This is a genomic window from Streptomyces adustus, assembly GCF_009377175.1.
In the GTDB taxonomy this organism is placed as follows: Bacteria; Actinomycetota; Actinomycetes; order Streptomycetales; family Streptomycetaceae; genus Streptomyces; species Streptomyces adustus.
Map to the genome: position 1 here is coordinate 1 of NZ_VJZD01000276.1, position 12,131 is coordinate 12,131.

General features: G+C 71.4%; 9 protein-coding genes, 2 tRNA genes and 1 pseudogene. 8 read left to right on the forward strand and 4 right to left on the reverse strand.

Annotated features, from left to right (window positions below; translation table 11 throughout):
• A pseudogene (locus FNH09_RS47905) lies at positions 1-1,068 on the forward strand (serine/threonine protein kinase); the annotation flags it as partial.
• Positions 1,069-1,167: 99 nt separating this feature from the next.
• On the opposite strand, the gene FNH09_RS39420 reads toward FNH09_RS47905, so the two are convergent.
• Entirely contained in the window at positions 1,168-2,640 is a 1,473-nt protein-coding gene (locus tag FNH09_RS39420) for an amino acid permease (protein ID WP_152894683.1), read from the reverse strand.
• 203 nt (positions 2,641-2,843) lie between these two features.
• Between FNH09_RS39420 and FNH09_RS39425 the strand changes: the two genes are divergently transcribed.
• Entirely contained in the window at positions 2,844-3,329 is a 486-nt protein-coding gene (locus tag FNH09_RS39425; protein ID WP_152894684.1) for a ribose-5-phosphate isomerase, read from the forward strand.
• Between the two features lie 146 nt (positions 3,330-3,475).
• A complete protein-coding gene (locus FNH09_RS39430) occupies positions 3,476-4,294 on the forward strand; it encodes a DNA-formamidopyrimidine glycosylase family protein (RefSeq protein WP_162469781.1) in 819 nt (272 codons plus the stop codon).
• A 144-nt stretch (positions 4,295-4,438) separates the two neighbouring features.
• Here FNH09_RS39430 and FNH09_RS39435 read toward each other — a convergent pair whose 3' ends face one another.
• Positions 4,439-5,692, reverse strand: a complete 1,254-nt coding sequence (locus FNH09_RS39435; protein WP_152894685.1) for a GNAT family N-acetyltransferase — start codon at positions 5,690-5,692, stop codon at positions 4,439-4,441.
• Between the two features lie 162 nt (positions 5,693-5,854).
• Between FNH09_RS39435 and FNH09_RS39440 the strand changes: the two genes are divergently transcribed.
• Complete coding sequence (locus FNH09_RS39440) at positions 5,855-7,033, forward strand: PP2C family protein-serine/threonine phosphatase (RefSeq protein WP_152894686.1); 1,179 nt, start codon at positions 5,855-5,857, stop codon at positions 7,031-7,033.
• 8 nt (positions 7,034-7,041) lie between these two features.
• Positions 7,042-7,476: an HD domain-containing protein gene (locus tag FNH09_RS39445; RefSeq protein ID WP_152894687.1), complete on the forward strand. Its 435-nt coding sequence runs from the start codon at positions 7,042-7,044 to the stop codon at positions 7,474-7,476.
• A gap of 143 nt (positions 7,477-7,619) precedes the next feature.
• On the opposite strand, the gene FNH09_RS39450 is transcribed toward FNH09_RS39445, so the two are convergent.
• On the reverse strand, positions 7,620-8,774 hold the full coding sequence (locus tag FNH09_RS39450) for an acyltransferase family protein (protein WP_152894688.1): 1,155 nt from the start codon (positions 8,772-8,774) through the stop codon (positions 7,620-7,622).
• 485 nt (positions 8,775-9,259) lie between these two features.
• On the opposite strand from FNH09_RS39450, the gene FNH09_RS39455 reads away from it, so the two are divergent.
• Positions 9,260-9,454 (forward strand): hypothetical protein, encoded by a 195-nt coding sequence (locus tag FNH09_RS39455; RefSeq protein ID WP_069772786.1) that lies wholly within the window; start codon positions 9,260-9,262, stop codon positions 9,452-9,454.
• 186 nt (positions 9,455-9,640) lie between these two features.
• On the opposite strand, the gene FNH09_RS39460 is transcribed toward FNH09_RS39455, so the two are convergent.
• Positions 9,641-9,711: transfer RNA gene (locus FNH09_RS39460), tRNA-Gly, on the reverse strand.
• A 138-nt stretch (positions 9,712-9,849) separates the two neighbouring features.
• Here FNH09_RS39460 and FNH09_RS39465 point away from each other — a divergent pair.
• Both FNH09_RS39465 and tig read left to right on the forward strand, forming a co-directional pair.
• Positions 9,850-9,926, forward strand: a tRNA-Pro gene (locus tag FNH09_RS39465).
• Positions 9,927-10,109: 183 nt separating this feature from the next.
• Positions 10,110-11,510, forward strand: coding sequence for a trigger factor (gene tig / locus FNH09_RS39470; protein WP_162469782.1), 1,401 nt, complete (start codon positions 10,110-10,112; stop codon positions 11,508-11,510).
• Positions 11,511-12,131 lie beyond the last annotated feature (621 nt).

Below are 12,131 nucleotides of genomic sequence, written 5' to 3' on the forward strand. Positions count from 1 at the left end.
CCCCGTGATCCGAGGGAGCCCGCCCCCGCCCCCGTACAGGACGCGATCCCCTCGCCGAACCCGGTGGTCCCGCAGGACGCGCCGTCCGTACCGCGCGAGGCGGCCGGGCCCGTCGCGCGCACGGCCGACGGGCCCGCGCCCCGAGAGGTCACCGCCGGGACCGTCTTCGAGGCGCGGTCGGAAGCCTGGTCGGAGGCGCGTTCGGAGGTGCGTTCCGAGACCTCCTCCAGCAACGCGGGCAGTGGCAGCACCGTCCGGGACACCGGCGATACAGGCCGTACGGGTGACGCGGGTGCTACGGGTCCTGCCGGTGCCGTCGGCCGGGCTCCGGAGGCCGGTGCGCGCGCCGCGGAGGTCGCCGCGGCCTCCGCGCAGGAGGTGACCGAGCGGCGCCCGCTGCCCGTCCCGCCCGGACGGACCGGGCCGCCCTCCTCGGCGAGGGCCAGGCGCCGTACGGCCGTCCTGGTCGCCGCCGGTGCCGTGGCCGCCACGGGCGCGGTCGTCGCGCTGGTGCTGGCGATGTCGTCCCCTCCGCCCGGCGGGACCCGCGCGGGCGGCTCCTCGCCGAAGGCCTCCGCGTCCGCCCCGGCGTCGACCGCCGACACCCCCTCGCCCACGGTCGAGGGCACCTTCCGGCCGCCCAGCCTGCCGCCGGGAGCGCACCAGGAGGCCGGCGGGTTCGCGTGGGTGACGCCCAAGGGCTGGCGGCGGGACGTGAAGACGGGCGCGGAGGTGCACTACACCTCGCCCGACGGCACCCAGGAACTGGTGGCCAAGTCCTCGCTGGCCCGGGGCGACCTGATGGAGACCTGGCGGACCTCGGAGCAGAACGCCCACCAGGGCCAGGGCTATCGCAAGATCCGCCTCGACGAGACGACGTTCCGCGGCAACCCGGCGGTCGTCTGGGAGTACACGTTCACCCTGAAGGGCGTCCAGTGGCACGCCAGACTGCTGGGCTTCGACGCGGGCGGCAAGTCGTACCAGATCAACACCTGGTACCAGCCGCAGATCGAGACCCTGGCCGTGCGGACGTACGACCGGGTCAAGGACGGCTTCACCCTGCTGTGAACCGGTGACTCCCTCGCGCGTGCACCCGGGAACGCGCGAGGGGAGGGAACCCGCGGGTTCCCTCCCCTCGACCGGCGTCCGTCGTCCGGGCCGCGGGCCTCAGCCCACCGGCACCTTCTCCGCCACGGCCTCGGCGGCGGCGCTCCGGCCGCCGCGGACCTTCTCCTTCACCAGGGCGATCGCGATCACGACCGCCGCGACCCCCAGGGACAGCAGCACGGTCGTACGCCCGCTGCTCGCGCCCTCGGTGTCGGTCAGCATGTAGCCGAGCACGAAGACGATCAGCGCGGCCGCCGCCCAGGTCAGGTACGGGTACAGCCACATCTTCACGACGAGCTTCTCCGGCGCCTCGGCCTTGATGATCTTCCGCATGCGCAGCTGCGAGAAGCAGATCACCAGCCAGACGAAGAGGGCGACCGCACCAGAGGAGTTGACGAGGAAGAGGAAGACCGAGTCCGGGAACTTGTAGTTGAAGAACACCGCGACGAAGCCGAAGGCGACGGAGGCGAGGATCGCCGCCCGCGGCACACCGCGGGACGTGGTCCGCGCGAAGGCCTTGGGCGCGTCGCCGCGCTGGCCGAGCGAGAAGGCCATGCGGGAGGCCGTGTACAGACCGGAGTTGAGGCAGGACAGCACCGAGGTCAGCACGATGAAGTTCATGATCTGACCGGCGTGCGCGATACCGAGGGAGTCGAGGGCGGCGACGTACGAGCCCTTCTCCTTGATCGACGGGTCGCTCCACGGCACCAGGGAGACGACCACGAGGATCGAGCCGAGGTAGAAGACGCCGATCCGCCAGATGATGCTGTTGGTGGACTTCGTGACGGCGCGCTGCGGGTTCTCCGACTCGCCCGCGGCCAGGGTGGCGATCTCGCTGCCCATGAAGGAGAAGACGACGAGCAGCACACCCGTGAGGATGGCGCCCGGACCGTGGGGCAGGAATCCGCCGTGCTCGGTCAGGTTCCCGAAGCCGGCCTTGTCGCTGTGGACGCCGGGCAGCACACCGAATATGGCGAGCGCGCCGACGACGATGAACGCGCCGATGGCGACGACCTTGATCCCGGCGAACCAGAACTCGAACTCGCCGTAGGAGCTGACGGAGACCAGGTTGGTGGCGGTCAGCACCGCCATCACGATCAGCGCCCAGCCCCACTGGGGGACGCCGGGTATCCACGACTCCAGGATCTTGGCGCCGGCGGTGGCCTCCACGGCCAGCACGACGACCCAGAAGAACCAGTAGAGCCAGCCGATGGAGAACCCGGCCCAGCGGCCGAGCGCCCGGTCGGCGTGCGCGGAGAAGGAGCCGGACGTCGGGTTGGCCGCGGACATCTCGCCGAGCATCCGCATCACCAGCACCACGAGTGTGCCGACGAGTGCGTACGACAGGAGGATGCCGGGGCCCGCGGTGGCGATGCCTGAGCTTGAGCCTACGAAGAGGCCGGCGCCGATGACGCCGCCGATGGCGATCATCGACAGGTGACGGTTCTTGAGACCGGCGTGGAGAGAGGAACCGGGGTCGCCGGGTTCTCCGTGGCCGCTTCCGGTCTTCGTCAGGGTCGGCTGCGAAGTCATGGGAGGGATTTCCTTTGCGCCACTCGAGGGGCTCCCGCACGAGCGGTGTACGGGACGGTCCAGCGAAACGGAGGTGTACGGATCCTGGAACCTTTGATTCCGGATCGTACGTGTGAAGCGTGTGAGGTTCTGTAGCCCCGGTCACACCTGTCCGTCGCGCACCCACCGCTGCTGCCCCGCAACAGCCGTGTCACACTCGATCCATGCGCGTGTATCTCGGCTCCGACCATGCGGGCTTCGAACTCAAGAACCACCTCGTCGAATGGCTCAAGGAGGCGGGACACGAGCCCGTCGACTGCGGCCCCCACATCTACGACGCCCAGGACGACTACCCGCCCTTCTGCCTGCGCGCCGCGGAGCGCACGGCCGCGGACCCCGAGGCCCTGGGCATCGTCATCGGCGGCTCCGGCAACGGTGAGCAGATCGCCGCGAACAAGGTGAAGGGCGTCCGGGCGGCCCTCGCCTGGAGCGAGGAGACCGCCTCCCTCGGCCGGCAGCACAACAACGCGAACGTGGTCGCCGTGGGCGCGCGGATGCACAGCCAGGAGGAGGCGACGAAGTTCGTCGAGACCTTCCTCGGCACGCCGTTCTCCGGTGACGAGCGCCACATCCGCCGCATCGACATGCTCTCCGGCTACGAGACCACGGGCGACCTCCCGCCGATCCCGGCGCACCACCCGCAGCAGTAGCGGCAGACGCCCGGCCCCGGGGGTGACGGCCCCCGGGGTCCCTTCGGGTCTTGACGGATCTCCCCGGGCTCCAGGTCGGGAGACCGGAACCGGCGAACGGGTGGAAGGCCCGGCTGGAAAGCACGGGTGGGAAAGGACGACAGGACGTGCCAGAGGGGCACACGATTCACCGGCTCGCGCAGGACTACGCCGCCGCCTTCGCGGCCCGTGCCACGCGGGTCACCAGCCCCCAGGGCAGGTTCGGCGAGGCGGCCGCCCTCCTCGACGGCGCCGTCCTGCGCACCGCCGACGCCCATGGCAAGCACCTCTTCCTCGGCTTCCGCGACGACGAGGACGCCGACTGGGTCCACATCCACCTCGGCCTCTTCGGCAAGGTCGACTTCGGCGACGCCCCCGCGCCCCCGCCCACGGACACCGTCCGCCTGCGCGTCGCCAACGACACCGCCTACGTCGACCTGCGCGGCCCCACCACCTGCGCGCTGATCACCCGCGCCGAGAAGCAGGCGATACACGACCGCCTCGGCCCCGACCCGCTGCGCGCGGACGCCGACCCGGCCGCCGCGTACGCCCGCGTCCGGCGCAGCCGTACGACGATCGCCGCGCTCCTCATGGACCAGAAGGTCATCGCCGGGGTGGGCAACGTCTACCGTGCCGAGGTCCTCTTCCGGCACCACATCGACCCCTACCGGGCGGGCCGGGACATCACCCCCGCCGAGTGGGACGCGATCTGGGGCGACCTGGTCGGGCTCATGCGCGAGGGCGTGCGCAACAACCGCATCGACACCGTCCGCCCGCAGCACACCCCGGAGGCGATGGGCCGCCCGCCCCGCGTCGACGACCACGGCGGCGAGGTCTACGTCTACCGCCGCGCCAGCATGCCCTGCCACCTCTGCGGCGACGGGATCCGCACCGCCGACCTCGCCGCCCGCAACCTCTTCTGGTGCCCGACCTGCCAGCAGACGTGACCCGGCGAACCGGAGTCACCTGACCCGGCCGACCCGCATGACCTGACCCGGCGGCCCCGCGTCACCTGACCCCGGCGGCCCCGCGCGACCAGGCCCCGCGCGACCAGGCCCCGCGCGACCAGGCCGCGCGCCCGCCGGACCGGCTCAGAACCCGTGCGGCAGCCAGGGGGCCACGAGTCCGCCGAACGCCGACGAGGCCTCGGCCAGCGCCCCTTGCCGCAGCTCGCGCACCCGGCCGGCCGCCGCCAGCGCGGCCAGCGACACCCCGCCGAGATACACCGCCCCCAACTCCCTTACCGACAGGGCGAGGTCGGCGGCGTCCGTGGTGCGGACGCAGGACGCGCCCTTCGTGTCCCCGGTCAGCCGCCAACGCCCCGCGTTCCACGGGCAGAAGACGTCCTCGACCTCGAACACCACGTCCACCGGCGCCTGGTACGTCCGCGCCGCCAGCGCCGCCCCGACCTCCACCAGCCGTACGTACAGCGAGTCACGCAGCCGCAGCCGGCACCGCCGGATGTCGGACACCTGGAACTGCCACGCCTCGTCCACGGGCCGGCCGCGCACCTTCAGCGAGGTCGTCAGGTCGATGCCGAACAGGAAGCGCCACAGGGCCGCCTCCGTCGCCGGATCGAGCGCCGCGAGATCCTGGAGGACCACCTGGCCGTCGTGCCCGGCGTCCGTCCACCGCACCGCGACCCGGAACCGGGCGTACCCGGTGGGCTCCCCGTCCCGCTCGGCGACCACGCACTGCAACGCCGACGCGCCGTCCCGGTCCCGCTCCGGGTCCAGCACCCCCACCCGCTCCCAGCCCGGCTGCCGGGCCAACATGCCCGCACGGGCCGGCACCGTCCGCGCGTACACCGCCTCGCACACGTCCAGGACGTCCGCCGGACGCTCGTAGCGCAGCCGTACGGCATCCGTGCCGTCCGGCACGGACAGCGTCACCCGGCCGGTGTCGATCTCCGCGCTGATCCCGAAGGTCGCCTGGGCGTACCCGAACCGGCCGTAGATCGCCGGCTCCGACGCGGTGAGCACCGCCAGCGGCTCGCCCCAGCTCCGCACGTCGTCCAGCTGGCGTCGCATCATCGACGTCAGCACCCCGCGCCGGCGGTGCGTGGCCGCCACGCCGACCAGCGTGACGCCCGCCACCGGCACCGAGGCGCCACCGGGCACGGTCAGCCGGAACGCGTACGCCCCCGCCGAGCCCACACACCGGTCCCCGTCCCACACGCCCAGCGCGCGGTCGACGTCGACGAGCTCGTCGCGCCACAGCGCGACCACCTCGGCCGACTCCTCGGCACCGCCGAAGGCGCGCATCAGGTTGCCGTGCCACTGGTCCCAGTCGTCTCGCCGCAGCACCCGCAGCTCGGTCGCCCCGTCGGGCAAGTGATGTGCCATGGGCCATGCGTACCAGGGCATTACGGGTCCGGCGAACCAATTTCTCCGTGCCCGCAGCACGACGGCCTCCCGTGAAGTTCACTGTGAGGTCGAGGCTCGGACGGGGGACAAGCGGGACCTCCCGTGCCAAGCGGCAGGTCCGATGGATAGGGTCCCGAACTAATGGCAGCAGGACGAGAGCGGCGCGCAGCGGCCGAGACGTTCACGGCCCGGTTGAAGATGCAATGGCACCGGGCCCGCGTCGGCGTGCGCAGATCCGCCGTGGACTACTTCCGCGGCGACGGCTCGGACTGGATCGCGCTGGCCGGACTGCTGCTCACCATCCCGCTGATCGCGGCCACCACCCTCGCCAACTCCGTCTGGTGCTCACCGGCCGCGCTGGTCCTGCCGATCGTCGCCGGCGGCCTGCTGCTGCGCCCGGCGAGCCTGCTGGGCCTGTACGCGGCCGCGGCCACCGCGCTGATCGTGGAGTCCGTGAAACTGGGGCCCTACACCCAGGGGCCCTCCCGGGTCACCCCCGGCGTGGTCCTGGTCGTCGCCGCCTGCGGCTTCGTCGGACTGCTGATCGCCCAGTTCCGCAGCCGGGTCGGCGTGCCCTGGCGGCGCGGCGGCACCATGCTGTTCGACCTGCGCGAACGCATCCGGGTGCAGAGCAAGCTGCCGAAGCTGCCCCGCGGCTGGCACCGCGAGATGGCGCTGCGCCCCGCGGGCGGCCAGTCCTTCTCCGGCGACTTCGTGGTCGCGGCCCGCACCAACGGCGGCCGCACCATGGAGGTCGTGCTGACCGACGTGTCGGGCAAGGGCATGGACGCGGGCTCCCGCGCCCTGCTGCTGTCGGGCGCGTTCGGGGGCCTGCTCGGCTCGCTTCCGCCGCACGCCTTCCTGCCGGCCGCCAACGGCTATCTGCTGCGCCAGGACTGGGACGAGGGCTTCGCGACCTCCATCCACCTGGTCCTGGACCTGGACTCCGGCGACTACGAGCTCTACTCCGCCGGACATCCGCCGGGCCTCCAGCTCAGCGCGGGCAGCGGCCGCTGGGAGGAGAAGGCCGCCGAGGGCCCGCTCCTCGGTGTCTACGACGGCGCCCGGTTCGACCCGGTCAAGGGCTCCCTGCGCCCCGGCGACGTGCTGATGCTGTTCACCGACGGCCTGGTCGAGACCTCCGACCGCGACATCGTCGAGGGCATCGACCGGCTGACCGGCGAGGCCGACCGCTATGTGGCCGGCGGCTTCCAGGGCGCCGCCTGGCACCTCATCGAGGCGGTGGCGAAGGACGTCAACGACGACCGGGCGCTGCTGCTGGTCTGCCGCGAAGGCCCGACCGCGGCCGCCGTCCGGTGACCGCGGCCATGCTGACCCTCGCCGAGGTGGAGGCGCTGGCCCGCGCGGCGCACCAGGGACAGACCGACAAGGCGGGGCGGCCGTACGCCGAACACCTGCGGGCCGTCGCCGACGGCGTGCGCGCACGCGGCGGGAACGACGAACAGATCGCGGCGGCCTGGCTGCACGACTCCGTCGAGGACGGCGCGCTGTCAGCGCGGTGGCTGCACGAGGCCGCGCTGAGCGCGCGTACCAAGGACATCGTGCTCGCCGTCACCAAGCGGACCGGGGAGGACCCGGCGGAGTACGCGCGGCGCATCCTCGCCACGCCCGGGGCGCTGCTGGTGAAGGAGGCGGACCTGGCGCACAACGCGGACCCGGCGCGCCTCGCGGTCCTGGCCCCGGCCACCCGCGACCGCCTGACCGAGAAGTACGCCCATATGCGCCGCCTCCTGGGCCTCTGAACGCGCCCCGAAGACGCGCCCCGCAGGGGCGCTCTGAAGGGGCGCGGGGAACTGCGCGCCCAGCCAAGACGAACCCGCGGCCGAGCCCCGACATACGCGCGGCCGAGCCCCGACGTACGCGCCCGGGGTCCAGACGCCGATCCTCACGCGCTCACGCGCGTCTTCACACGCTCCCGCGCGACCTCGGTCGCGTCCCGCTTGAAGGCCCACGCCATCGTCGGCTCCATCGCGAACCGGAACATCCGCTGCACGGGCGGGGTGCACAGCACGGTGACGGCCGCGGCCGCGAGGACGCTGACGAGGATCTCGCCGAGCGGCCGGTGCAGCCAGCCGTGCTCGAACCAGCCGCGGTACTCACCGGCCTTGATCAGGAACCCGTGCAGCAGATAGCCGTAGAGGGTGCCCGCGCCGAGCGCGGTGAACCACAGCTTCCGGCCCGGCACCCAGGCGAAGAAGCAGACGGTCAGCACCAGCGAGCAGCCGAACAGCGCCAGCTGCATCACCGGCCCGGCCCACCAGGGCGCGGCCAGTTCCTGTGCGGCGTCGCGGTGGTAGAGCCACGCCGCGTTCATCCGCGGCACCGCCCACCAGCCGAAGGCCAGCGCGAACGCGAACACCGGGACGGCGGCGATCCGCACCGAGCGGCGGCGCACCAGCCGGAAGTGCTCCGGCTTCAGACACAGCCCCAGCACGAAGAACGGCAGGAACTGAAGGACGCGTTGCAGGTCCAGGTCGTCGCCGATGTCCGGCGTGACGGACGCGAGCGCGGCCACGCCGAGCGCGACCGGCAGCGGATGGCGCACCAGCTTCCAGATCGGGGTGGTGAGCCGCCAGATGAACAGGGCGCACAGGAACCAGGTCAGATACCAGGGGTCGAGGAGGCTGATCTCCTGGTCCGGGGTGTGGTCCACGACCCGCTTGAACAACGGGTAGGCCGTCTCGAAGAGGACGTACGGCACCAGGACACCGGTCACGAGCCGCTTCAGCCGGTCCGGGCGCGCGTCGAAGCTCCGGGAGAAGAAGCCGGAGATGATGATGAACGCGGGCATGTGGAACGCGTACACGACCATGTACGCGCCCTGGAGGATCCGGCTGTCGCCCTTCAGCGGCTCCCAGGAGTGGGCGACGGCCACCAGCACGATCGCCAGGTACTTGGCGTTGTCGAAGAACGAGTCGCGCTGCTTGGGGCGGTTCTGCGGCCGATCGCCGTTCTCGTGCTGCTTGTTCTGAATGTCCTGCTTGTCCTGGTTGCTCTGATCCTGCTCGACATGCGGCGGGGGCGAGGCGGCGTGGAACATTTGAGGCACCCTAGCGTCGTCCGTGGGTTTCCGTAAAACACCCCACGTCAATACGGTTTATGCGGTGCGGGTGCCCCGGGATTTCCCCAAGTCGACTTCGCCGGCGACGTGATGGCGCCCACACGGGCGGCATCCCGACGTGGAGGTTCCTCCCTTGATGTCGCAATTCATCCATACGAAAGGGTGCATACCGGCGCTGGTGGGAGCGCCTGCCGCGGTCGGCGTCCGGCGAATCGAATTGGCCGCGGACGGGCTGTGTGGATATTGAAACGGTCCGTGTAATTCCCTGTGCGAGTGGGACCTCGAATTGCTGTGCCCGCCGTGTCCGGCGCCGTTTCGGGCGAACACCGGAGCCCGGTTCCGGTCGATGATGCGTCACGGGCCGCATACGCGGGCCGTGTTGGTGGCACGATGGTTCTGGCGGGGGTGCGCGGGGCCGGCATCCCCAGGCCGGGAGAGCGGACCGACCGAGGGTGTGATCAGTTGTGGCCATTTCACTGTCCGTGGTGCTGCTGTTGGCGATCATCCTGGTGGTGTTGATCCGGGGCGGTTCGATCAAGGCGGGTCCCGCGATCGTCGCGATCCTGTTCGGCTTCTTCCTCGCCTCGACGGGCATGGCCCCGTCGATAAACCGCTTCCTGAACTCGCTCGCGGACACGATCAACTCGATCAACTTCTGAGTCGGCCGTTCCGGCGGGACCGTTCGACCCGGGGGCGCGCGGGAGCGATGGCGCGCGCCGGAGCGAGCGACCCCGCGTGATCCCGGCGAGGCGATTCAGATGGAGTGATCTCGGTTCCGGCACCGGTGAACGCATCAGGGCCCGGTCCGAAGATCACTCTTCGGACCGGGCCCTGAATTCACACAGAGCGGGCGACGGGAATCGAACCCGCGTAGCTAGTTTGGAAGACTAGGGCTCTACCATTGAGCTACGCCCGCACAGATGTGTCGCAGGTCGGTGACCGCGGCACACAGGCATCGTAGCGGTTCGCACGCGCTCGCCGCACACTCCCTACGTCCGCGGAAAATACGGCAGCCCCGCTGCCTGCGGGCATGTACCCTACGTCTCGCACCAGACGGGGTGTGGCGCAGCTTGGTAGCGCGTCCGCTTTGGGAGCGGAAGGCCGTGGGTTCAAATCCCGCCACCCCGACCATCCGGATGGCAGTCCGGACGGATCACCTTCGCGTGATCGCCTTTGGGGGCGGGTAGCCGCTGCGGTTACTATGCAAGCTGCGCGCCCGTGTGTCTCTTGTTCTGAAGTCTCCGGGCGACGAAATCCGCCGGACCCGTCGGGTCCCGGCAGAAACCAAGAAGTCAGCCACAAGGAGACCGAACCGTGAAGAGCGCCGTGGAGACCCTGAACCCGACTCGGGTTCGGCTCACTGTCGAGGTGCCCTTCGAGGAGCTCAAGGACAGCCTCGACGCGGCGTACAAGAAGATCAACCAGCAGGTCACGGTGAAGGGCTTCCGCAAGGGCAAGATCCCGGCCCGGGTCATCGACCAGCGGTTCGGCCGCGGCGCCGTGCTGGAGGAGGCCGTCAACGACGCGCTCCCGAAGTTCTACACGGAGGCGGTCAACGAGGCCGAGCTCGCCGTGCTGGGCCAGCCCGAGGTCGACATCACGGAGCTGAAGGACGGCGAGACGCTGAACTTCACCGCCGAGGTCGACATCCGCCCGGCTCTGGAGATCCCGGACTTCTCCGGCATCGAGGTCGAGGTCGACGCCGTCGAGGTGTCGGACGAGGACATCGAGAAGTCGGTGGAGCAGCTCCGTGAGCGCTTCGCCTCGACGAGCCCCGTCGAGCGCGCCGCCCAGGACGGCGACGTCGTCACCATCGACCTGCAGGCGAAGGTCGACGGCGAGGTCCTCGAGGACGGCGTGGCCGAGGGTGTCTCGTACACCATCGGTTCCGGCGAGCTGCTCGACGGCATCGACGAGGCCGTGAAGGGCCTGGAGGCCGGTGGCGAGGCCACCTTCACCTCCGAGCTCAAGGGCGGCTCGGCAGCGGGCAAGGAGTCCGAGGTCACCGTCAAGGTCACCCAGGTCGCCGCCCGTGAACTGCCCGAGCTGGACGACGAGTTCGCGCAGCTCGCCTCCGAGTTCGACACCCTCGACGAGCTCAAGGCCGACAGCCGCAAGCGCCTCGAGAACATGAAGCAGTACGACCAGGCCACGCAGGCCCAGGAGCGCGTCCTGGAGAAGCTGCTCGAGCTGGTCGAGGTCCCGGTCCCCGAGAAGCTGCTCGAGGACGAGATCAACACCCGTAAGCACAACCTGGAGCACCACCAGCTCGGCCAGATGGGCCTCGACCTCGCGAAGTACCTGGAGATCCAGGGCAAGACCGAGGAGGAGTTCGACGCCGAGACCAACGAGGCCGCGGTCAAGGGCATCAAGACCCAGTTCGTGCTGGACGAGCTCGTCAAGCGGGAGAACCTGAACGTCAACCAGGAGGAGCTCACCGAGCACCTCATGCGTCGCGCCGCGTCCTCCGGCATGTCCCCCGACCAGTTCGCCCAGGCGGTCGTCGAGGGCGGCCAGGTTCCGCTCCTGGTCGGCGAGGTCGCCCGCGGCAAGGCCCTGGCCCTGGTCGTCGAGGCCGCCACGGTCAAGGACACCAACGGCGAGGTCATCGACCTGGACGACGAGGAGGAGGCCGAGGAGGCCGCCGCCGAGGTCGTCGCCGAGGCCACCGACTCCGAGGTCGCGGCCGAGGCCGAGGAGAAGCCCGAGGCCTGAGCCTCGCGCCGCTTCTGACACACGCAACACGAAGGGCCCCGGGACGCACTGCGCCCCGGGGCCCTTCGCCGTACGCCCGGCCGCCCGCACTCCCGGCCCCGGCCGCCCGCACTCCCGGCCCCGGTCGCCCACGTGACCGAGGCCGCCGCCGAGGCCGAGGTCGAGGCCGAGGTCGAGGAGAAGCCCGAGGCCTGGCCTCGCGCCGGTTCTGACGCGCACAGCACGAAGGGCCCCGGGACGCGCCGCGCTCCGGACCCGCCGCCGTACACCCGACCGCCCGGCACCCCGGCGCCTGGTCGCCCGTACGTCCCGGCCACCCGGCGGCCGCTCCCGACGCCCAGGCCTCGATGCCCGTACACCCAGCCCCCTCGGCGCCCGTGCACCCGTACGCCCAGCCTCCGGCGCTCGCACGCCCGCGAACCGCGCACCCGGCGCGGCCTCGGCCGTGCGGTCGTACGGCTTCCGGGCTGCGGTCGCCCGCGGACCGTGAGACCGTATGGCCGGGCAGACTTCCCGCGAGCCGCGAGCCGCGAGCCGCGAGCCGCGAGCCGCGAGCCGCGAGCCGCGCCGCCTGCCCTGTGTCCGGCGTGCCGTGCGCCCGGGGCGCGGGACCCCCCGCCC

Bases quoted from the DNA above. Each gene is read 5' to 3' on its own strand.
- FNH09_RS39440 (WP_152894686.1), top strand. From the start codon at position 5,855: ATGGCAGCAGGACGAGAGCGGCGCGCAGCGGCCGAGACGTTCACGGCC.
- FNH09_RS39425 (WP_152894684.1), top strand. From the start codon at position 2,844: ATGCGCGTGTATCTCGGCTCCGACCATGCGGGCTTCGAACTCAAGAAC.
- FNH09_RS39435 (WP_152894685.1), bottom strand. From the start codon at position 5,692: ATGGCACATCACTTGCCCGACGGGGCGACCGAGCTGCGGGTGCTGCGG.
- FNH09_RS39420 (WP_152894683.1), bottom strand. From the start codon at position 2,640: ATGACTTCGCAGCCGACCCTGACGAAGACCGGAAGCGGCCACGGAGAA.
- FNH09_RS39445 (WP_152894687.1), top strand. From the start codon at position 7,042: ATGCTGACCCTCGCCGAGGTGGAGGCGCTGGCCCGCGCGGCGCACCAG.
- FNH09_RS39450 (WP_152894688.1), bottom strand. From the start codon at position 8,774: ATGTTCCACGCCGCCTCGCCCCCGCCGCATGTCGAGCAGGATCAGAGC.